The sequence below is a fragment of the Blautia sp. RTP21359st1_E11_RTP21359_211015 genome, from assembly GCF_040910705.1.
Taxonomy (GTDB): domain Bacteria; phylum Bacillota; class Clostridia; order Lachnospirales; family Lachnospiraceae; genus Blautia_A; species Blautia_A fusiformis.
Window position 1 is genome coordinate 12504 of the sequence record NZ_JBDGAB010000010.1, and the last position, 20229, is coordinate 32732.

The 20229-nt window shown below is 46.6% G+C and carries 23 protein-coding genes; 3 read left to right on the forward strand and 20 right to left on the reverse strand.

The window, feature by feature from the left end; genetic code table 11:
* From AB5026_RS05290 to AB5026_RS05305, 4 genes are all read right to left on the reverse strand, one after another.
* Nucleotides 1-620, reverse strand: a 620-nt coding sequence (locus AB5026_RS05290) for an alpha/beta hydrolase (RefSeq protein WP_368212951.1), incomplete at its 3' end; no start/stop codon positions are given.
* Between the two features lie 322 nt (nt 621-942).
* Entirely contained in the window at nt 943-1749 is an 807-nt protein-coding gene (locus tag AB5026_RS05295) for a DNA-3-methyladenine glycosylase (RefSeq protein WP_015525551.1), read from the reverse strand.
* Nucleotides 1746-2282 carry an AraC family transcriptional regulator gene (locus AB5026_RS05300; RefSeq protein ID WP_173722341.1) on the reverse strand — a complete coding sequence of 179 codons (537 nt, stop codon included), beginning with the start codon at nt 2280-2282 and terminating at the stop codon, nt 1746-1748. The genes AB5026_RS05295 and AB5026_RS05300 overlap by 4 nt, the downstream gene beginning before the upstream one ends.
* Before the next feature lie 293 nt (nt 2283-2575).
* Nucleotides 2576-3019 carry an HD domain-containing protein gene (locus tag AB5026_RS05305; RefSeq protein ID WP_015525548.1) on the reverse strand — a complete coding sequence of 148 codons (444 nt, stop codon included), beginning with the start codon at nt 3017-3019 and terminating at the stop codon, nt 2576-2578.
* Between the two features lie 305 nt (nt 3020-3324).
* On the opposite strand from AB5026_RS05305, the gene AB5026_RS05310 reads away from it, so the two are divergent.
* Nucleotides 3325-3603: a type II toxin-antitoxin system HicB family antitoxin gene (locus AB5026_RS05310; RefSeq protein ID WP_015525547.1), complete on the forward strand. Its 279-nt coding sequence runs from the start codon at nt 3325-3327 to the stop codon at nt 3601-3603.
* Between the two features lie 141 nt (nt 3604-3744).
* Here the strand turns inward: AB5026_RS05310 and AB5026_RS05315 are convergent, their stop codons facing one another.
* From AB5026_RS05315 to AB5026_RS05380, 14 genes are all read right to left on the reverse strand, one after another.
* On the reverse strand, nt 3745-4185 hold the full coding sequence (locus tag AB5026_RS05315; protein ID WP_022427168.1) for a MarR family winged helix-turn-helix transcriptional regulator: 441 nt from the start codon (nt 4183-4185) through the stop codon (nt 3745-3747).
* Nucleotides 4186-4320: 135 nt separating this feature from the next.
* Nucleotides 4321-6075: an acetyl-CoA carboxylase carboxyl transferase subunit gene (locus tag AB5026_RS05320; protein WP_059086224.1), complete on the reverse strand. Its 1755-nt coding sequence runs from the start codon at nt 6073-6075 to the stop codon at nt 4321-4323.
* The gene (locus tag AB5026_RS05325) at nt 6065-7429 is read right to left on the reverse strand and encodes an acetyl-CoA carboxylase biotin carboxylase subunit (RefSeq protein ID WP_015525545.1); all 1365 of its coding nucleotides are present in this window, start codon (nt 7427-7429) and stop codon (nt 6065-6067) included. Before AB5026_RS05325 ends, AB5026_RS05320 begins: the two co-directional genes overlap by 11 nt.
* A 9-nt stretch (nt 7430-7438) precedes the next feature.
* Nucleotides 7439-7867 (reverse strand): 3-hydroxyacyl-ACP dehydratase FabZ, encoded by a 429-nt coding sequence (fabZ, locus tag AB5026_RS05330; RefSeq protein ID WP_015525544.1) that lies wholly within the window; start codon nt 7865-7867, stop codon nt 7439-7441.
* A gap of 57 nt (nt 7868-7924) precedes the next feature.
* Nucleotides 7925-8506 carry an acetyl-CoA carboxylase biotin carboxyl carrier protein gene (gene accB / locus AB5026_RS05335; RefSeq protein WP_110925794.1) on the reverse strand — a complete coding sequence of 194 codons (582 nt, stop codon included), beginning with the start codon at nt 8504-8506 and terminating at the stop codon, nt 7925-7927.
* Nucleotides 8507-8510: 4 nt separating this feature from the next.
* On the reverse strand, nt 8511-9752 hold the full coding sequence (fabF, locus tag AB5026_RS05340; RefSeq protein ID WP_302690572.1) for a beta-ketoacyl-ACP synthase II: 1242 nt from the start codon (nt 9750-9752) through the stop codon (nt 8511-8513).
* A 32-nt stretch (nt 9753-9784) separates the two neighbouring features.
* A complete protein-coding gene (fabG, locus tag AB5026_RS05345; RefSeq protein ID WP_015525540.1) occupies nt 9785-10525 on the reverse strand; it encodes a 3-oxoacyl-[acyl-carrier-protein] reductase in 741 nt (246 codons plus the stop codon).
* Nucleotides 10526-10640: 115 nt separating this feature from the next.
* Nucleotides 10641-11561, reverse strand: a complete 921-nt coding sequence (gene fabD, locus AB5026_RS05350) for an ACP S-malonyltransferase (protein WP_015525539.1) — start codon at nt 11559-11561, stop codon at nt 10641-10643.
* Between the two features lie 3 nt (nt 11562-11564).
* On the reverse strand, nt 11565-12509 hold the full coding sequence (gene fabK / locus AB5026_RS05355) for an enoyl-[acyl-carrier-protein] reductase FabK (protein ID WP_015525538.1): 945 nt from the start codon (nt 12507-12509) through the stop codon (nt 11565-11567).
* A 121-nt stretch (nt 12510-12630) separates the two neighbouring features.
* Complete coding sequence (locus tag AB5026_RS05360) at nt 12631-13596, reverse strand: beta-ketoacyl-ACP synthase III (protein WP_015525537.1); 966 nt, start codon at nt 13594-13596, stop codon at nt 12631-12633.
* Nucleotides 13597-13873: 277 nt separating this feature from the next.
* On the reverse strand, nt 13874-14146 hold the full coding sequence (locus AB5026_RS05365) for a DUF1294 domain-containing protein (RefSeq protein WP_015525536.1): 273 nt from the start codon (nt 14144-14146) through the stop codon (nt 13874-13876).
* A 56-nt stretch (nt 14147-14202) separates the two neighbouring features.
* Nucleotides 14203-14769 carry a class I SAM-dependent methyltransferase gene (locus AB5026_RS05370; RefSeq protein WP_015525535.1) on the reverse strand — a complete coding sequence of 189 codons (567 nt, stop codon included), beginning with the start codon at nt 14767-14769 and terminating at the stop codon, nt 14203-14205.
* A gap of 23 nt (nt 14770-14792) precedes the next feature.
* Nucleotides 14793-15284 carry a GNAT family N-acetyltransferase gene (locus AB5026_RS05375; RefSeq protein WP_021652772.1) on the reverse strand — a complete coding sequence of 164 codons (492 nt, stop codon included), beginning with the start codon at nt 15282-15284 and terminating at the stop codon, nt 14793-14795.
* 14 nt (nt 15285-15298) lie between these two features.
* Nucleotides 15299-15937, reverse strand: a complete 639-nt coding sequence (locus AB5026_RS05380; protein ID WP_173722343.1) for a Crp/Fnr family transcriptional regulator — start codon at nt 15935-15937, stop codon at nt 15299-15301.
* Between the two features lie 291 nt (nt 15938-16228).
* Between AB5026_RS05380 and AB5026_RS05385 the strand changes: the two genes are divergently transcribed.
* A complete protein-coding gene (locus AB5026_RS05385) occupies nt 16229-18022 on the forward strand; it encodes a flavin reductase (protein ID WP_021652771.1) in 1794 nt (597 codons plus the stop codon).
* Nucleotides 18023-18249: 227 nt separating this feature from the next.
* On the opposite strand, the gene AB5026_RS05390 is transcribed toward AB5026_RS05385, so the two are convergent.
* Nucleotides 18250-19380, reverse strand: a complete 1131-nt coding sequence (locus AB5026_RS05390; protein WP_368212925.1) for a glycerate kinase — start codon at nt 19378-19380, stop codon at nt 18250-18252.
* A 183-nt stretch (nt 19381-19563) separates the two neighbouring features.
* Between AB5026_RS05390 and AB5026_RS05395 the strand changes: the two genes are divergently transcribed.
* Nucleotides 19564-19734: a helix-turn-helix domain-containing protein gene (locus AB5026_RS05395; protein ID WP_227945638.1), complete on the forward strand. Its 171-nt coding sequence runs from the start codon at nt 19564-19566 to the stop codon at nt 19732-19734.
* Nucleotides 19735-19747: 13 nt separating this feature from the next.
* Here the strand turns inward: AB5026_RS05395 and AB5026_RS05400 are convergent, their stop codons facing one another.
* The gene (locus tag AB5026_RS05400; RefSeq protein WP_022427179.1) at nt 19748-20020 is read right to left on the reverse strand and encodes an acylphosphatase; all 273 of its coding nucleotides are present in this window, start codon (nt 20018-20020) and stop codon (nt 19748-19750) included.
* Nucleotides 20021-20229: the final 209 nt, after the last annotated feature.

Sequence of the window (20229 nt, forward strand, 5' to 3'; positions counted from 1 at the left end):
AGATAACCGGTTCCATTTGTTTTTACGGATTCAAAAGGAGAGTCTTCCGTATAACAGTTGTTCAGTGCCGGATAAATAAGGATCTGTTTTTTGGGAAAAAAATCTCCGCGGTCTCTGGCCATCATACATACAGCCGCTGCCAGATTTCCGCCTGCACTATCTCCCATAATGGTGATACGATCCGGATCCGTATTCAAAAGAAAACGATTGGTGTAAAAAGTCTTCGCAGCTGCATAACAATCCATCAGTCCCACCGGGAAACGGTATTCCGGTGCCAGCCTGTATTCAACAGACGCCACGATCTGACCGGTAGACTGTGCCATTCTGGCACAAACCCGCTGATAATTCTCTACACTTTCCGTAACCCAGCCACCGCCATGGAAAAACAGGATCACCGGTGGTTTTTTTCCGGAGGCGGCACCGTTTTCCATGTCCTCTTCTGTTGGAAAAAACAGACGGATCGGCACTTTATAGTCTCCGTTATAAACTTCCGCATCCAGTGTCCTGTAAAAGATCCTCATAGGATCCATCTTCTTAAGATCTGCCAGCTTTCTGGAAGCCTCCACTTCGATCCCGCCATAGGAAAGAGCATGGAGCACTGTCCGCACGGCACGTGGCATAGCAGTTTCTCTCCCGGTCGGAATGCCCGGAACTATGACTGGGCGGCTTCTTCTGTTTTCTTTTCTTGTATAGATATATTTTGTTTCTGTTTCGTATCTTCCAGGAATGCAGACTTGTTTCACGCAGGTACGCCTGTAGGCAATCCTCTTCAGGATCTCATGATCTGTACGGATGATCACTTCCGTTCCCTTATAGCCCCGGATATAATATCTGTTTTCTTTCTTTTTTATACGTGGTTGTCTCAATCGCAGTAAATATTTTCTGATTACTTTTTCCTCCGTGGATTTTTCCTTTATTTTCACCTATGATAGCATCCGCAGTCTATGAGTACAAGTCATAGTAAAAAATATACTGCTGCATGATTCCACGCATTCCTCTGTATCTGCGGTTGGGAAATCCTCTTTTGTAATGCACGTCCATGACCTGACGGATGTGGGTATCTATGGGAAAAGCATCCATATGATGCAGTGCAAACAGGCAGATACACTCAGCTACCTTTTCTCCCACACCACAAAGCTTCATCAGCTCCTTCTTTGCCTGATGGTAACGCATATCATAGATTTTTTCCAGAGAGATCTGGCCGGATGCAATGGTCCTGGCCGTTACTGCGATATATTTTGCCCGGTATCCCAAGCCGCATCCTCTTAACTCCTCTTCCGTTGCCTGACTCAGCGCCTCTACAGTCGGAAAAGCGTAGTACTCCACACCTGCAGATGAATTTTTTCGCTCTCCGTACTTCCGGCAGATGGTTTCGATACATTTGCGGATACGCTTGATATTGTTCTGCTGAGATATCAGAAACGTAACGATCATTTCCCAGAGATCCTGTCTTAATATCCGTATCCCGTCTCCTGCCTTTATTGCGGCACCCAGATATTTATCCCGTGGATTAGCAGCATTCATGTAAGCTTCATAATCCGTATCCAGATCAAAATAAAGCACCCAGTAACAGATAAATTCCTCCTGAGAGCAGCAGAAATCCACCACTCCGTCTTTCTGATACATTTCCAGATACTGGTCTCCCGCCACCATGGAAAAATGTCCGTCTCCAAGCTTTCTCATCCGGAAGCACTGTCCGGAATCGCATATTTTATCAAGGCTGAAATGTTCCAGCTCTACTGTGATCATGTCTGTTCCTCTCGTAAATATTTTTCCTTATATAATGTTCTGTATTCTCTTGGTGTCATCCGGTACCGTTCCCGGAATACCCGGTTAAAAGTCCTCTGACTTTCAAATCCCAGGATCTGCACATACGCCTGTTCCACTGCAAGATTATCATCCTTCTCCTTGCGGTTTGCCCTGAGACACCGTACCGCATTTACAATATCCGGATGCACCTGCTCCTTTTTTATAACCGGGTCTTCCGGACAGCTGTTCTGAATGATATCCGCAAACTGACCAATCAATACCGGCTTTGCCCAGAGATAGACTGCTTTGTTTTCTCCCGGAGAGAACACCTGATAGTGATGGATCACATCCGGAAAGATCACTGCAAGATCTCCCTCTTCCATATGATAAAGCTCCTGTCCCATACCAAGCTCCAGAGTTCCCTCTGTGATATAGATAAACTCTATGGAGTTATGAAGATGGGGTGAAGCATGGGCTAAGGTCCGCAGATGAATATGGAGATTCTTCTTTTTTTCTTCGTATACTGGAAACATGGATTTTTCTCTCCGCAATATTTGACTACTTTTTCTGTGTTTTTGGCACGTAATATTTCCGAGAGTTTATTATAATGCATTTGTAAGTTAAAGAAAAGAGGAGGAAAATAAAATGAAAAAAATCATAGAATTTATCAAATATGCGATCAAATGCTACATAGAGATCAATGCAAGAAATCCATACTTCCACTAAGAAGATCCACAATAATATCTGAGGTCACGGATATTTTGTGTGGATCATGCGCATGAAAAAACTGAATAAAAGTCAATAAATGACTTGTGCGAAAATAATATCACCTGGCATCATGAAGTATCTCCAAAGCCCGTTTATATCTTCCATGCAGCCGTGATATCTGTTCAGCAGACATATTTTCGCAGTCAGAAAGACGTGTTACATCAGAATTGTGGAGCAGATCAGCCTGCTTCACTTTTTTTGCGATCGGATTCTTCCGGAGCTTCCGGATATAATCGAAATAATTCATATTCTTATCTCTTGTAAGACAACGTAAGGCCTCCACAACCTCTTCCGGAAATTCTCCGGTAAGATCCTCAAATGTGATCTCTGTATCTTCTATCACATCGTGCAGAAGTGCCGTACATACACTGAGTTCATCATCCATTTGCTCCGCTACATAAAATGGATGAAAGATATAAGGTGTCCCGCTTCGATCTGTCTGTCCATGATGTGCCTCGTATGCCACCTTCATAGCTTTTTTCGTCAAAGCTGTATAAATCATAGCTGTACCTCCCGTCAGGTCTTTCGACCCCCCGTTCATACTCTGTATTACACAGTATAGCATCTATATTTCCTATATACAAGGACAAAAAGGGTTATATATCTATCATTTTTACTTATATACGACAATTTTCTGATTATAGCATTCCCAAAACTCTGCTGTTCTTATTTAGATCTTTCATTGGATCATGAACTCGCTTGCCCTCATTCTGAAATTGGTATATACTTACCTTGGTCAGGTAAAACTATCCATATTCATGGTATTACACGAATCACTTCATTTTAAAAAAGAAAGGAATCTTACCTATGAAATTTATATATCCCGCAGTTTTCCGTCCCACAGAGGACAAAAAATACAATGCTTTTTTTCCGGATCTTGCCTGCTGTGAAGCCAACGGTGACACGCTGGATGATGCCATCGAAAATGCCAATGCAGCTGCATACGACTGGATCTACACAGAGCTTATGGAATTTGAGGGAAAGCTTCCTCCGGTTTCCGATGAGAGCGATCTGGAGCTTCAGGAGGGAGACGTTGTCCGCAATATCTCTGTAAATATCCGCTTCCAGGATGGCTGGGACGAATAAACTCTCGTACCACAAAAACAAAGGCGACATTTAATATCATTTTCAATAAATGTCCGTGTCGAAAATACCTGTTATGCAAAAAGCATCCGGATCGGTAATTGTCCTTTATTACCGATCCGGATGCTTTTATTATACGTTTCTTTATTGTTCATGATACTGTCTGAAAAATTTACGCAGTCCGTCCAGTGCTTTTACCAGCACTTCTGTCTCATTCTCATTCAGCTCTGCGATCACCGCTTCTGTCATCTGCCTGTGAAACTCCGCATGATGATGATATGCCATACGTCCCTTATTTGTAAGCTGAATAAATACCACACGCCGGTCCTTCTCACTTCGTTCTCTCTTCACATAGCCTTTTTTTACAAGACTGTTCATAGATGTTGTGAGGGAGCCTACGGTGATCTTAAGCTTGGCTGCAATGGAGGACATGTTCCCCCCTCCAAGACCTACAGCCTCGATAATGTGCATATCATTGTTGGAAATATCTTTATATTTATCTGTGATGATGGCTTCCTCCTCCAGTCGGAGGATCTCATTGAACAGATTCACCAGCACGTCATTTATAACTTCCCGATTGTCCACTCTACCCGCTCCTGTTTCTCCGGAGCAAAAAGGCTTCTCCGGTTCTCTGTTTATGAAGCCATCGTAACATAAATATGGCATTTTTTCCACTGGATTTTTACTTTGCGGGCTACAAAATCACTGCACTTATTGCTTCTACATTTTCCGGAAACGTTCATAGCGATGTTCCAGAAGCTTCTCCGGCTCTTCTTCGCCATATTTCTCAAGAAAATCCGCAATTCCGTTTTCCAGATAACCTGCGATATCATTTATGTTCTCACGGCTTACAGGCTCTGCTTCCGGAATCACATGCTCGATCATCCCCATCTGGTAAAGGTCTGCAGCTGTGAGCTTCATCACTGCTGCTGCTTCCTTTGCCTTTTTGCTGTCTTTCCAGAGAATGGAGGCAAAGCCCTCCGGGGACAGGATGGAATAAACGGAATGCTCCAGCATCCATACCTCATCTGCCACCGCCAAGGCAAGGGCACCTCCGCTTCCGCCTTCACCGATCACAACGGAAAGCACCGGCACTGTGAGACCTGCCAGTGTATAGAGATTTTTTGCAATGGCTTCACCCTGTCCACGTTCCTCTGCTTCCAGCCCGCAGAATGCGCCTGGTGTATCTACAAGGCAGATCACCGGACGGTGAAATTTCTCTGCCTGCTGCATCAGGCGCAGGGATTTCCAGTACCCCTCCGGAGATACCATTCCGAAATTCCGGGTAATGTTTTCCTTTGTACCCTCTCCTTTTTCCTGTGCAAGGACAGTTACCGGCTGTCCGTGGAAAAATGCCACACCACCGATCACTGCCGGATCATCCCCGCAGTGACGGTCTCCGTGAAATTCCATGAAATCGTCAAAAAGCGCTTCGATGTAGTCCTTTCCTGTAGGACGTGTTTTGGCTCTGGCAAGCTGAACATGTTCCCAGGGAGTGAAATCTCCGGATGGAACGAAGTCCGGCCAGATCCTATTATCTTCCTCAACAGTTTTCATCGATTCCTGATTGTCAGACTTGAACCCATTTTTAATGTCCGTATTATTGGACTGTACATTATTCAGGACTTTATCCTGATGTAATCTCAGAATATCCGCCAATACGATCCTCTGCTCCTCACGCTTTACGATCTTGTCCACAAAGCCGTGTTCCAGAAGAAATTCCGCTCTCTGGAAGCCTTTGGGAAGCTTTTGCCCGATGGTCTGTTCGATCACTCTGGGACCTGCAAAACCGATCAGCGCTTTCGGCTCTGCCAGGATAATATCTCCCAGCATAGCAAAGCTTGCCGTCACGCCGCCTGTTGTCGGGTCTGTGAGGACCGGCACATAAAGAAGTCCAGCATCGCTGTGCTTCCGGATGGCCATACTGGTTTTTGCCATCTGCATCAGGGAAACCAGGCCCTCCTGCATTCTGGCACCGCCGGAACAGATATAGAGGATTACCGGCAGCTTCTCCTCTGTGGCACGTTCAAAAGCCCGCGTGATCTTTTCCCCCACGACTTCTCCCATACTGGACATCATGAAACGACAGTCACAGACACCAAGTGCCACAGGTGTCCCTTTTATAGTACACTTTCCGGTAACTACAGCCTCATCAAGCCCTGTCTTTTCACGAAGCCCCTGGAGCTTTTCTTCGTAGCCTCTGTACTGAAGGGGATTCTGTTCTTCCATGTGAGCATCCCACTCTACAAAACTCTTTCTATCTGCGATCAGTTTGATCCGACGGTAAGCGGGTACATGGAAATAATTTCCGCAGTGGGGACAGATGTATTGATTCTGCTTTACCTCGTCTACAAAAACCGCCGCTTTGCAGGCGTTGCATTTACGCATCAGGTTATCCGGCACCTCCGGAATGTTTTCCTGTTCTTCACCCCGGATATCCCTGACTGTTTTTTTGAACATGTGCTTAATTCTCATTGATCTTCACTCCCGCAATGATATGGCTGGCAAGAAAGCCAGTGTCAAAATTTCCGGACTGATAATCCTCATCTTTCAGGATTTCGTACTGATAGTCAATATTTGTATCGATTCCGTCAATGATCACCTCACCAAGAGCACTCTGCATTTTTGCAATGGCTTCTTTCCGGTTACCTGCATGAACGATCAGCTTCGCAAGCATGGAATCATAATATGGCGGGATCTTACAGCCGTTATACACACAGGTATCCACACGGATCCCGTTTCCTCCCGGAAAATGCGCTCCCTGGATAGTTCCCGGCGAAGGGCGGAAATTTTTCTGGGGATTTTCAGCATTGATCCTGCACTCAATGGCGTGTCCCTGGATCCGGACATCCTCCTGAGCGATCTCAAGAGGCATTCCGGAAGCGATCTTCAGCTGCTCCTTTACAAGATCGATACCTGTTACCCACTCTGTCACCGGATGCTCCACCTGGATCCTTGTATTCATTTCCATAAACCAGAATTTTCCATCCGGTTCCAGAAGAAATTCGATCGTTCCCGCATTTACATAACCGGCTGCTTTCGCCGCCGTCACCGCCGCATGCCCCATTTTTTCTCTTAATTCCGGAGAAACTGCAGCACTTGGAGATTCCTCGATCATCTTCTGATGATTTCTCTGGATGGAGCAGTCACGCTCTCCCAGATGGATCACATTTCCGAAGCTGTCTGCAAGGATCTGAAACTCAATATGTCTCGGATTTACCACGAAATGTTCAATATACATGGTACCGTCGCCAAAAGCGATCTCAGACTCTTTTCTGGCGGTTGCATAGGCTTCCGGAAATTCCTCCGGTGTGTTTGCCACACGCATGCCTTTTCCGCCACCGCCAAGAGCTGCCTTGATGATCACCGGATAACCGATTCTCTCAGCTTCCTTAAGACCGGTTTCAATATCCTCCACATCCCCTTCGCTGCCCGGAACTACCGGAACACCAGCTGCGATCATGGTGCTTCTTGCAATTTTTTTATTGCCCAGCATACGGATGACCTTTGATGGAGGACCCACAAATGTGATCCCGCATTTTTCACAGAGCTCCGCAAATCTGGCATTTTCAGAAAGAAAGCCAAATCCCGGATGAATGGCATCCGCACCGGAAACCATGGTTGCACTGATGATCTGTTCCATATTCAGATAGCTCTGTGCAGATGGCCCCGGTCCGATACAGATTGCTTCGTCCGCCAGCTGTGTGTGAAGGCTTTCCTCATCTGCCTCAGAATAAACCGCCACTGTGGCAATTCCCATTTCTCTGCAGGCACGGATAATACGCACCGCGATCTCGCCTCTGTTGGCGATCAGTAACTTTCGAATCATACAATCACCTTACCCGATCATAAATGTAAGCTCAGCCTCTACGGCAACCTCGCCATCCACAGATGCCACTGCAGAACCAATGCCTACAGGACCCTTTCTGCGGATGATCTTTGTTTCAAGACGGAGCTTGTCTCCCGGAGCTACCTTTCTGCGGAATTTACACTTGTTGATGCCTCCGAAATAAGCGGTTTTTCCCTTCATGTCCTCCAGGGAAAGAATGGCTACCGCACCCACCTGTGCCAGCGCTTCTACCATCAGAACACCCGGCATTACCGGCTCCTGGGGAAAATGTCCCCGAAAAAAATCCTCGCGGAAGGTCACACATTTATATCCGACAGCAAATTCACCCGGCTCATAATCTTCAATATAGTCCACAAGCAGAAACGGATGTCTGTGTGGAATGATCTCCTCGATCTGTTTTACATCAAGATGCTTCATTCTCTATCCTCCTGAAACAATAATTTTTCTTATTCTCTGATTCTGATCTGAAGGTACTTATCGGATACGGAAAAGCTTCTGACCGTATTCTACCGGCTGTCCGTTCTCCACATAGATCTCTGCGATCTCGCCGTCAAAATCACTTTCGATCTCATTCATCAGCTTCATAGCTTCCACGATTGCAAGAACCTGTCCTTTTTTTACCTTGTCTCCCACCTGAACGTAAGGCGGAAGATCCTGGGACGGTGCAGCATAGAAGGTTCCTACCAGCGGAGATGTTACCAGGCTGCCTGTCTGATCTTCCCCGCTCTGTGGTACGGTTTCCGACTGCTCAGTACCTTTCACTCCCTGTGCTTCTGCCACAGTTTTTCCTGTCACTGTCACTGCCATTTCATCTGTTGAAGCCGGTACCACAGGATCTTTGCCTGCCACCGGTGCTGTATTCACTGCCCTGCGGACTTTTCCACCGGTCATTCCTACTGCCGGAATGTTTTCCACAGTTTCTCCCATAACCCCCTGGATGATCTGTGGCTTTCCATGCTCCATACTTAAGGTCAGATCTGCTGTCTCATATGTAAAGGCAGTAAGCTCTGATGCAGATACGTGATCGATCAGTTCAAGAATCTGGTTAAATTCCATAGCTTCAGTCCTCCTCATACTTCTTTACAAGCAATGTTCCGTTGTGTCCTCCAAATCCAAGGGAATTGCTCATTGCATAACGAACTTCCTGTTTTGCCGGAGCGCCGATCATATAGTTCAGATCAAGCTCCTCCTCTGTTTCTGTTGTTCCCACTGTCTGATGGATAAATCCGTCCAAAATGGATTTTACGCATACGATAAACTCAACAGCTCCTGCTGCGCCAAGAAGATGGCCCACCATGGATTTTGTGGAATTGATCTTTACATCCTTGGCAGCGTCCTTAAACGCAAGCTTGATAGCTCTTGTTTCAAACAGGTCATTGTGATGTGTTCCGGTTCCGTGTGCATTGATATAATCTACCTGCGCCGGTGCAACACCTGCTTCCTTCATGGCATTTTCCATAGCACGTGCGGCGCCGCTTCCGTCCTCGGCCGGAGATGTGATATGGAAAGCATCTGCAGTTGCACCGTATCCCACAACCTCTGCCAGGATATTGGCATTTCTCTTTTTGGCATGCTCAAGCTCTTCCAGAACAACCACACCTGCACCCTCGCCCATAACAAAACCGCCTCTGTCTTTATCAAACGGAATGGATGCACGCAGCGGATCCTCACTTGTGCTCAGTGCAGTAAGGCTTGCAAAGCCTGCGATACCGATAGGGCAAACAGCTCCCTCTGTACCACCGGCAAGCATTACATCTGCATCACCATACTGAATGGCACGGAAAGCATCTCCGATACAATGTGTTCCTGTCGCACATGCCGTTACCACGTTGGTGCATTTTCCTTTTGCGCCGGTAGCGATAGAAACATTTCCGGCTGCCATATTTGTGATCATCTTCGGAACAAGAAGCGGATCCACTCTTGAAGGACCTTTTTCCATAAGCTTCTTCTCATTGGTCTCGGTAGCCTGAAGACTTCCCACACCGGAGCCGATGATAACGCCTACCATGTACGGATCTTCCTCTTCCATCTTAAGCCCGGAATTTTCCACTGCTTCCAGTGCAGCTGCTACCGCATACTGGGAAAAAGGCTCCATTCTTCTTGCAGTTCTCGGATCCATGCGATCCTTTGCCACAAAATCTTTAAGCTCTGCTGCCAGTGTTGCCTTGTATCCGGTCGTATCAAAACGGGTGATCGGTCTGATCCCCACCTTTCCTTCTTTTACTCCGTTCCAGAAACTTTCCACATCATTTCCGATCGGTGTTACTGCTCCAAGTCCTGTTACTACTACTCGTCTTTTCATCAATCTATCCTCCTGACTCCGGGGAGCCTTCTTTACATTGCCATTCCGCCGTCTACGCGAAGTACCTGTCCTGTGATGTAACGTGCACCGTCTGATGCCAGAAATGCAGCTGCCTTTGCCACGTCTTCTGTTGTTCCCATGCTTCCCATGGGGATAGATGCCGCAATATTTTCTTTTACTTTGTCAGAAAGCACGTCCGTCATGTCTGTTTTGATAAATCCCGGTGCAATGGCGTTGACCGTGATCCCTCTGGATGCCAGCTCCTTTGCAGCGGATTTTGTAAGACCGATGATCCCGGCTTTGGATGCCGCATAATTGGCCTGTCCAGCATTTCCACGAAGGCCTACCACCGATGAAAGGCTGATGATCCGGCCGCTTCTCTGCTTCAGCATCATTCTGGACACATGACGGATGCAGTTGAAGGTTCCTTTCAGATTGATGTCAACAACTCTGGAAAAATCTTCCTCACTCATTTTCATGAGAAGTCCGTCCTTCGTAACTCCGGCATTATTTACCAGGATATCAACACGTCCGTATTTCTCTGCAACAGCTTTGAAAAAAGCTTCACATGCATCAAAATCTGCCACATTGCACTGCAGGATATCTGCCTGGCCGCCGGCTGCCTCGATCTCTGCTTTTGTTTCCCGGGCTTTTTCTTCTGAGCCGTTATAATTGATCACTACAAGGTTTCCTGCTTTTGCAAGCTCCAGGGCGATGGCTTTCCCGATCCCACGTGCACCGCCTGTTACAACTGCGATTTTTTTCTCTGACATATGAATTCCTTTCTGATGTTATGCGGTCATCCGTGATCCGCATTTGTTACCTGGCATTTCTGTCTGCTGCACTATGCCTGCTTTATTTTTGATTCTTTATCTTTTTTTCCAATATTTATACCAGTTCCTGGCAGACCTTCTCTGCATCTTCTACGGTCTGGATGTTATATACTTTTACATTTCTGTCGATCTTTCTCATAAATCCGGCAAGGGTTCTTCCCGGTCCGATCTCAATAAATGTATCTACTCCCTGACGGATCATATTTTCCACACTCTGCTGCCAACGCACGGAAGAAGAAATCTGTTTTTCCAGAAGTGCTTTTGTTTCCGCCGGATCTTCCACATACTCTGCGGTCACGTTTGTCACATACGGGATTTTAAGTTCATGAAGTGTGACACCCTCCAGAACCTTTCCCAGTTCTTTTCCTGCAGTGGCAAGCATTGCGGAGTGGAACGGTCCGCTGACATTTAACGGGATCACTCTTCTTCCTCCGGCTGCCTTCAGCTTTTCAGAGGCTTCCGCAACTGCCTCCGCAAGGCCTGTGATCACGATCTGGCCGGGACAGTTGTAGTTTGCAATGCTTACATCTGCAATGTCTGCAAGCACTTCCTCGATCTTCTCTGTCTCCATTCCCATAACTGCTGCCATGCTTCCCTTACCTGCCGGAACTGCCTGCTCCATAAGGATTCCCCTTTTTCTCACGGTAGTAACAGCATCCTTCAGCTCCATGCCGCCGGCAGCTTCAATAGCGCAGTACTCGCCAAGGCTTAATCCTGCAGTTACATCTGGATGAAGTCCCATCTCCTCTACCACCTTCTCCATGGCAAGACAGGTAGTGACCAGTGCAGCCTGTGTATATTCAGTCAGGTCAAGCCTGTCATTTTCTTCAAAGCAAAGTGCTTTCATATCCAGATCCAGCCACTCACCGGCAGAGGCGAAAACATCCTTTGCTGTATCGTATTTCTCATAAAAATCTTTTCCCATTCCGGCCTTCTGTGCACCCTGGCCCGGAAAGATGAATGCTGTTTTTCCCATTTATTATTCCTCCACAAGAAAACTGTTTTTCTTTACAGTCTCTTTTGTCTCTCTGATCAGTCTTGCCATCAGCTCCTTACAGGTCGGTACATCCTTTACCATACCTGCGATCTGTCCGGACATAACGCTTCCGGTTTTTACATCGCCGTCAACAACAGCCTTCCTGAGGCCACCAAGTGTCAGCATTTCCAGTTCTTCAAAGGATGCACCTGCAGCTTCTTTCTCCAGATATTCCTTTGTCATAGGGTTTCTTAAGGTACGGACTGGATGACCTGTGGTACGGCCGGTTACTCTTGTGTCGATATCCCTAGCTTTCAGAAGGAATTGTTTGTAATTCTCATGTACGTGACATTCCTCTGTTGCCACAAATCGGGTTCCCATCTGTACGGCTTCTGCACCCAGCATGAAGGCTGCCGCGATCCCACGACCGTCTGCAATTCCACCTGCTGCAATTACCGGGATCTTTACTGCATCCACGACCTGCGGTACCAGCGCCATAGTGGTTGTCTCACCGATATGTCCGCCGGACTCGGTTCCCTCTGCTACCACTGCATCTGCGCCACAGCGCTCCATTCTTCTTGCAAGAGCTACAGATGCAACAACCGGGATCACCTTTACTCCGGCTGCTTTCCATGCTTCCATGTATTTTTCCGGGCTTCCGGCGCCGGTTGTTACTACCTTGATCCCTTCTTCTACTACGATCTTCGCAACCTCATCGGCACTTGGACTCATCAGCATGATGTTTACACCAAAAGTCTTATCTGTCAGTTTTTTCGCCTCACGGATCTGCTCACGCACCCACTCTGCCGGTGCGTTTGCCGCTGCGATCAGTCCCAGGCCGCCTGCCTCGGATACTGCTGCCGCAATGTGATGATCTGCCACCCAGGCCATACCGCCCTGGATGATGGGATATTCAATACCAAGTAATTCTGTAACTCTTGTTTTCATCTTTTACCTCCGGAAAATTAAATCAAGCGGATAAAAGCATCCGCGGTTTATTTGGATCAAGCGGATAAAAACATCCGCATTCACTACATAGCCTTATTTTAACAATTCATTAACAGGGGCTTTAATACTCGATCAGGCTTGCTCCGTACGTCAGTCCGCCGCCGAAGCCTGCAAGGACCATTCTGTCACCCCGCTGCAGTTTTCCACTTTTTTTCATCTCATCCAGGAGGATAAGAAGACTTGCGGAAGAAGTATTGCCGTATCTGTCCATATTCATAGGGAACTTGGAAATGTCTTCGCCCAGCCGCCTTGCTGCGGAACGGATGATCCGCTCATTTGCCTGGTGGAGAAGATAATAACTGATATCTTCACAGGAAACCTGCTCTCGGGAAAGAAGCTCCTTCACAGCCTCCGGTACCTTGCTCACGGCAAAGCTGAACACTTCCTTTCCGTTCATCTGTATGTAAGTTTCCTTTGCCTTCGGATCATTTTCATAACGGATCTGATTTCTGCTCTGTAAGGTAAGTGCACCGCCTTTTTTTCCAATGGAATGGGTTACCTGTGCATAGCTTCCACCCTCTTCTGCTCTCAGCACGACTGCTCCCGCACCATCCCCGAAAAGAATGCAGGTGCCACGATCTGTCCAGTCCGTTAAACCGGATAGTTTTTCCGCTCCGATCACAAGGGCATTCCTATATATTCCCTGGGCCAGGTATGCCTGCGCAGTGTTCAGTGCCAGAAGAGATCCTGTGCAGGCGCCGTTCAGATCAAAACAGGTAGCCTTTTCCGCTCCGAGCCGCTCCTGCACCCCACATGCCACACAGGGCATGATCTCTGTTGGAGAAATGGTTGCCACAAGGATCAGATCGATTTCTTCTGCCTTCATTTCTGCGTCTTCCAGAGCTTTTAATGCTGCCCCCGCTGCCATCGTCACAGTATCTTCGTCCTCTTTTGCAATATGTCTCTGTACCACACCAGTTCTTTCCCGAATCCACTGATCACTGGTTTCCACCATCTTTGCCAGATCGTTGTTATCCCACACTCTGTCCGGTGCCCACGAACCGGTTCCACATATTTTACCTGTCATATTTTTCTCCATGATATCTGTCTTAAATCAGTCTGTATAAATCTGTACTGCTGTTCTCTGAATTATCTTTTATCTTAAAATATTTTGATTATCAAATTATATCATCATAAAAGTATTTGTCAAGAAGGAATTTTTGAGCATCCTTTTATGAAAAAAATAACAGCTGCCCCAGGCGTGGAGTATTGGTCTCTCCTCTGTCCTGTGACAGCTGTCTTATTTTTTTCAGACAGGTATTGTATTTATGGTTATTGCATTTATAGTTATTGCCTTCATAGTTTTACTTCATCACCCACTGTACCAGGCACACCACACCAATCTGCACCAGCAGTATCACCGGTACACCAATTGCAAATCTGGCTTTTCGGGTTTTGTGGTGAAAAAATCTCATGCCAAGGATCGCCCCGACGCTGCCACCGATGACAGCACTTAAGATCAAGGTCTTCTCCGGGATCCGCCATTTATTACGACGGGCTTTCTGCTTGTCAACTCCGAAAAGCACAAAGGCCAGGATATTGACTGCAAGCAGATAATAATATATGTAATCATTCATGATAGCTCCCTCCGGGCTCTGTGTCCTGTATTTCGGACAGTAACCGATTTATGTATTCATTGCAGTTTGATGATCAGCACCGGTATGGGCGGATCATTAGGCCGGTTTGCATATTCCGACAGGATCACCAGATATTTATGAGGATCCAGCTGACGGATAAACGCAAGCATCTCATCCCGTTCCTGATATCCCGTATCCCCGCCACTGTAAATGCAAAGTGTCATAAGTCCGCCTTTTTTCAGAAGCTTAAGTCCGCTTTCTACCGCTCTTTTGCTGCTGTCTGCTCTGGTCGCCACCGAATGGTCTCCGCCGGGAAGATATCCCAGATTAAAGGTGATGCAGGACACGGTTTCTTCTTCTGCATAAACATCCATATTCTCATGAGACTCCAGAAGAAGCTGATAATTTTCCGGACAGTTATCTCTTTTCAGTCGCTCCTTCGTATGTTCCAGTGCCTGCTTCTGAATGTCAAAAGCCAGAACCCGTCCCCTTTTTCCTGCAAGCTGGCTTAACAGAGCCGTGTCATTGCCATTTCCCATTGTTGCATCGATACAGATGTCTCCCGGCATGACCTGCTGCCGTATAAAATGCTGCATGTATGCAGTGATCTGAAGATTTTTCATTTAAAAATCCTTTCAAAATTCTCTTACAGTTCATGATAATACGGACAGATATCCTCATAATGTCCATCCTTCATACGGAACCCCTTCGGGATCACGCCAAGCTGGGTAAATCCAAGTCTCTCATAAAGATGTCTTGCAGGAACATTGCAGGCCACAACCGCATTAAACTGCAGGACACCAAAACCATGCTCTTTTCCCCGGGTCAGACAGTCGGATACCAGCTTTTCTCCTATGTGAAGTCCTCTGGAATCTCTGCTTACCGCATAGCTGGCGTTACAGATATGACCGCATCTTCCGATATTATTCGGATGAAGAATGTAAAGTCCGTAAACTTTTCCGCTTTCCGCATCTACTGCTGCAGCTGTATAGGTCTGTTCTGAAAAAAAAGCTTTTCCTGTCTCTTCGTTAAGGCATTCTTCCTGTGGAAAAGCCACACCGTCTTCTACAACCTCATTCCATATCCGGATCAGATCCGGAAGATCTTTTTCTTCGTATTTTCTTACTGTAACATTCATGATGATCTTCTCCTCTATTTAAGCAGCTCCACATTCCGTCCATTTCTTTGGATCACACCCTCATCCGAAAGATTTTTGATCTCCCGCATCATGGCACTACGGTCCACACTTAAGTACTGGGCCAGTGCAGTATAGGACATGGGCAGCTTGAATTTCCCGGCATTTTTTTCCGCAGCCAGAGAATGCAGATAGGCTATCAGCTTCTTTCTGGTGGAGGATCGTGAAAGCATGTATATCCGATCCGTCTGCTGCCTGGAACGGAGGGCTGTCATCTGCAGAAGATTACTGACCATCTGGCTGTGATGATGACAGGCATTTTCACAGCGCTTGATCACATGCTCATAATCAATAAACAGCACCTTCGTCACGGTAGTAGCACATACATAATAATGCTGGGAATCTGACGGAAGCAGAAACGGTTCGCCAAATACACTGTCCCTATTCAGTTCATCGATGACATACTCATTTCCATCCTCGTCACAGCAGTAGAGAACTGCTCTTCCCTCCTGGATCAGACCGATCTTTTTCATGGAGCTGGAATATTCCATGATGGTTTCTCCATTCTGAAAAACTTTCTCCCGGACTTTAAAGCAGACACGCATTCTTTCCTGTTCTTCGGGCAAAATATCCGTAAATAAAGTGATATGCTCCATAAATTTTCCTCCCACCGGCAAAATACTCTTCCGCATATCTGTACTTTCCTCTTTGTATACAAGACTATGTAAGAGGACTCTCAAAGCAACTATCCGCATTTTATTTTGCTGCATGTTTCTGATTTTATACCAGCACGAAAAAAATGTAAAGTCTGGAAATTTTTCCTGTTTTGTTGTATTTGCAACAGTTTTTGTCATCAATTTCTGTTATATTTTTATCAAAGTTAAGAAACAAACAAATCACTGAAGCATATAAATAAATCCACCATAGAAAGAAAAGAGGAATCGCTCATGAAAATCACAGATACCATCAAATATGTAGGCGTTAATGATCATCAGGTTGACCTTTTTGAGGGTCAGTACAAAGTGCCGAACGGCATGTCCTACAACTCCTATGTGATCCTGGACGAAAAAATTGCGGTTATGGATACGGTAGATGCAAATTTTACTCACGAATGGCTTGATAATATCCAGAAAGTTCTGGGCGACCGGAAACCGGATTATCTGATCGTACAGCATATGGAACCGGATCACGCAGCCAACATCGCAAACTTCCTGAAGGCTTATCCGGACACCATCGTTGTTTCCAACAAAAAAGCCTTCGCCATGATGCAGAACTTCTTTGACCTGGATCTGGAAGGTCATCAGATCATCGTAGATAACGGCGGAACCCTTTCCCTTGGAAAACACGATCTGACTTTTGTATTTGCACCGATGGTTCACTGGCCGGAGGTTATGGTCACTTATGACAGCACAGAAAAGGTTCTTTTTTCCGCAGACGGCTTCGGAAAATTCGGCGCCCTGGATGCAGAGGAACCATGGGACGATGAGGCAAGAAGATACTATATCGGCATCGTTGGAAAATATGGTGTGCAGGTGCAGAACCTTCTGAAAGTAGCCGCAGCTCTGGATATCCAGACCATCTGCCCGCTCCACGGACCGGTTCTTACTGAAGATCTTGGACATTATATTAGCCTCTATGATACCTGGTCTTCCTACACACCGGAGGATGACGGAATCGTGATCGCCTACACTTCTGTATACGGTCATACAAAAATGGCCGTTCAGCAGTTGGCCGATAAATTCCGCAGCAAAGGATGTCCAAACGTTGTTGTCTATGATCTTGCAAGAGACGATATGTCCCAGGCACTGAGCGATGCTTTCCGTTACTCCAAGCTGGTTCTCGCAACCACCACATATAATGCAGGCATCTATCCGTTTATGAACGACTTTATTACCCGTCTGACAGAGCACAACTTCCAGAACCGCACGGTAGGACTGATTGAAAACGGAACTTGGGCACCGCTGGCAGCGAAGGTTATGAAAGAAATGCTTTCCAAATGCAAAAAGATCAGCTGGCTGAATACCACAGTTAAAATCATGTCTGCAGTAAACGAAGAAAACCGCAGGCAGATGGAAGCTATGGCTGATGAGCTCTGCCAGGAATACATTGCAAAAAGCGATGATCTTGCCAACAAGAATGATATGACTGCTCTGTTCCGCATCGGTTACGGCCTCTATGTGGTAACCTCCAACGATGGCAAAAAGGACAACGGTCTGATCGTCAATACCGTTACACAGCTTACCGACAACCCATATCGCGTGGCTGTCAACATCAACAAGGCAAACTACTCTCACCACGTGATCCAGCAGACCGGTATTATGAACGTAAACTGCCTGTCCACAGATGCTCCGTTCTCTGTTTTTGAGCAGTTCGGCTTCCAGTCCGGCAGAAGCACCGATAAATTTGCCGGACAGAAAGTAAACCACTCTGACAACGGCCTGGTATTCCTGGACAAATATATCAATGCTTTCATGTCCCTGAAGGTAGAAAACTATGTGGATCTCGGCACTCACGGAATGTTCATCTGCAGCGTCACAGAGGCCCGTGTCATGAGCGATCAGGATACCATGACTTACACCTACTACCAGAAACATGTAAAGCCAAAGCCACAGACCGAGGGCAAAAAAGGCTGGGTATGCAAAGTCTGCGGATACATCTATGAAGGCGATGAACTTCCGGAAGATATCATCTGCCCGCTGTGCAAGCATGGCGCTGTGGATTTTGAGCCGATCGAAGGATAAGACTGAAATCCCCATAACATAAATTGATTTAATCCGGTTACAGCTCCCTTATTTTTACAAATTATAAACCACAAAAAAGACAGGCTTCTGAGGTGGCCTGTCTTTTTTGTATTATCATCCAATGTCTTCGCAGCGTCTTTCACCAAATTTATTCTTACAGCAGATCAGACACTCACGCTCTGTATTTCTGCAGGAATCCTGAAATTTACGGATCATATGCCTTTTATTTATTTCATCAGTCTGATAACCTGCTCTGCAGTATCTGCCAGATTCTGCTTGGCATTCTCATTTTTCATGGCCTCCTCCAGAGTTACCACTCCGCGGAGGATCGGGAAAAAGGCATCGATCCCTGCATCGTTGCAGGCTCTTGCGTCACGCTGTACGGCACCTGCAAAGGCGATCACTTTTTTGCCATATTTCTTTGCAAGCTTTGCAACACCTACCGGCGCTTTTCCCATGGCTGTCTGTCCATCCATACGTCCCTCACCTGTGATCACAAGATCCGCGTCTTTGATGTAGTCCTCAAGTTTTGCCTCATCCAGCACGATGTTGATCCCGGATTCCAGGACTGCATCGGTAAAGGTCAGGAATGCAAATCCCATTCCGCCGGCAGCACCTGTTCCCGGATACTTTGCATCTGCTTTCGGAAAACGCTCCTTTGCAAGCTCTGCGTAAGCACCCAGCCACTGATCCATGTCCTGGATCATCTCCGGCGTAGCACCCTTCTGCGGTCCGTAGATGGAACTGCATCCAAGCTCTCCGCAAAGAGGATTTGTGACATCACAGGCAACACGGAATTTACATTCTGCAAGCTCCGGGATCACATAGGCAGCTGTGATCTCTGTGATGTCTTTCAGGCCCCTTGCTCCCGGAAGGACCTGCTTTCCGTCTTTATCCAGAAATGCATAGCCAAGTGCCTGAAGCATTCCCACACCACCGTCATTGGTGGCGCTTCCGCCGATACCCACAATAAATCTGCGGCAGCCTTTTTCGATGGCGTCCTTGATCACCTCACCGACACCGTAGGTTGTGGTATAAAGAGGATTTCTTTTTTCGTCCGGCACCTGCGTGATCCCTGCTGCACCAGCCATTTCGATCACTGCGGTCTTTGTGCTTTCGATGATGCCATACTCACAGATCACCGGCTCGCCAAGAGGCCCCGTAACCTTTACGTGCTCTGTTTTTCCGTTCATTCCTGCGACAAGGGCTTCCACGGTTCCCTCTCCACCGTCTGCCAGTGGTCTTACCTGAACTTCTGCGTCCGCATCCACACGATGGATACCTTCAGCAGCTGCAAAGCCTGCCTCCATGGATGTCATACTGCCCTTAAAAGAATCGATCGCTGTTACTACCTTCATTTTATTTTCCTCCTGTATGATTTTTATGTAAAGCTGATATCCGTACTCTCCGTTCTATCATTCCGTGTACCGGAAACGTGAAATGTTCCTTTACGTGTCAGGCGGATATTCTCTGCGCAGCTCTGTAGCCAAATAACTGTTCTGCTGTTTGGTTATCAGCTGTCCCCGGATGAAAAGAACCTTCTGCGAACTTATTTTTCCCTGGAAATGTCTCTGGCTGATGCCGCAGAGAAGCTTTTTCTCCACAAAAATACTCTTCAATATAAATTAAACCACATTTATAAAAAATGTGGTCTCAATCCCCGAAAATTCCGGGACGCTGTTCTGTTGTATCTGGCACTGGAGCTGGAATGAACCGGCCATTTCACTATCCTCTCACATGAAAGCCAAACTCCTCCTCCAATGGAATTTCCCTCTCTTCAATCCCCTCGATCTCCACAAAGCTCTGCTGAGAAAGGCGTTCTACCATCTCCCGGATTTCTTCTCTGGTTCCCTGTACTTCCATTTCCACACGATCATCCCAGAGATTCCGTACCCAGCCGGTCAGTCCCATGGACTGTGCAATATAATAGGAACGGTAACGAAAGCCTACTCCCTGTACTCTTCCTGAAAAATAAAAATGTTTCCGAATCTTTTCCATCTGGCACCTCATATTTTCTGTCTTAACTATTCTGTCTCTGTATCTCCACCCGAAATTCTCCCGCATCCGCCGCAGGAATATCATAACCAGATTATATAATATTTCTTTATAAATTGTAAAGTTATATCCTTCTATCTATTGGAAACTATAATCATCTGCGTTATAATGGTTTTTATCAGAATAAAAAGAAATTTACTTTCTTTTGCAGA

Bases quoted from the DNA above. Each gene is read 5' to 3' on its own strand.
- fabK (WP_015525538.1), bottom strand. From the start codon at position 12,509: ATGAAAACAAGAGTTACAGAATTACTTGGTATTGAATATCCCATCATC.
- AB5026_RS05365 (WP_015525536.1), bottom strand. From the start codon at position 14,146: ATGAATGATTACATATATTATTATCTGCTTGCAGTCAATATCCTGGCC.
- AB5026_RS05295 (WP_015525551.1), bottom strand. From the start codon at position 1,749: ATGATCACAGTAGAGCTGGAACATTTCAGCCTTGATAAAATATGCGAT.
- AB5026_RS05300 (WP_173722341.1), bottom strand. From the start codon at position 2,282: ATGTTTCCAGTATACGAAGAAAAAAAGAAGAATCTCCATATTCATCTG.
- AB5026_RS05325 (WP_015525545.1), bottom strand. From the start codon at position 7,429: ATGATTCGAAAGTTACTGATCGCCAACAGAGGCGAGATCGCGGTGCGT.
- AB5026_RS05305 (WP_015525548.1), bottom strand. From the start codon at position 3,019: ATGATTTATACAGCTTTGACGAAAAAAGCTATGAAGGTGGCATACGAG.
- AB5026_RS05385 (WP_021652771.1), top strand. From the start codon at position 16,229: ATGAAAATCACAGATACCATCAAATATGTAGGCGTTAATGATCATCAG.
- fabF (WP_302690572.1), bottom strand. From the start codon at position 9,752: ATGAAAAGACGAGTAGTAGTAACAGGACTTGGAGCAGTAACACCGATC.
- AB5026_RS05375 (WP_021652772.1), bottom strand. From the start codon at position 15,284: ATGAATGTTACAGTAAGAAAATACGAAGAAAAAGATCTTCCGGATCTG.
- AB5026_RS05370 (WP_015525535.1), bottom strand. From the start codon at position 14,769: ATGAAAAATCTTCAGATCACTGCATACATGCAGCATTTTATACGGCAG.
- fabZ (WP_015525544.1), bottom strand. From the start codon at position 7,867: ATGAAGCATCTTGATGTAAAACAGATCGAGGAGATCATTCCACACAGA.
- AB5026_RS05390 (WP_368212925.1), bottom strand. From the start codon at position 19,380: ATGAAGGTAGTAACAGCGATCGATTCTTTTAAGGGCAGTATGACATCC.
- AB5026_RS05320 (WP_059086224.1), bottom strand. From the start codon at position 6,075: ATGAGAATTAAGCACATGTTCAAAAAAACAGTCAGGGATATCCGGGGT.
- AB5026_RS05400 (WP_022427179.1), bottom strand. From the start codon at position 20,020: ATGGAAAAGATTCGGAAACATTTTTATTTTTCAGGAAGAGTACAGGGA.
- AB5026_RS05360 (WP_015525537.1), bottom strand. From the start codon at position 13,596: ATGACAGGTAAAATATGTGGAACCGGTTCGTGGGCACCGGACAGAGTG.
- AB5026_RS05380 (WP_173722343.1), bottom strand. From the start codon at position 15,937: ATGGAGCATATCACTTTATTTACGGATATTTTGCCCGAAGAACAGGAA.
- accB (WP_110925794.1), bottom strand. From the start codon at position 8,506: ATGGAATTTAACCAGATTCTTGAACTGATCGATCACGTATCTGCATCA.
- fabG (WP_015525540.1), bottom strand. From the start codon at position 10,525: ATGTCAGAGAAAAAAATCGCAGTTGTAACAGGCGGTGCACGTGGGATC.
- AB5026_RS05310 (WP_015525547.1), top strand. From the start codon at position 3,325: ATGAAATTTATATATCCCGCAGTTTTCCGTCCCACAGAGGACAAAAAA.
- fabD (WP_015525539.1), bottom strand. From the start codon at position 11,561: ATGGGAAAAACAGCATTCATCTTTCCGGGCCAGGGTGCACAGAAGGCC.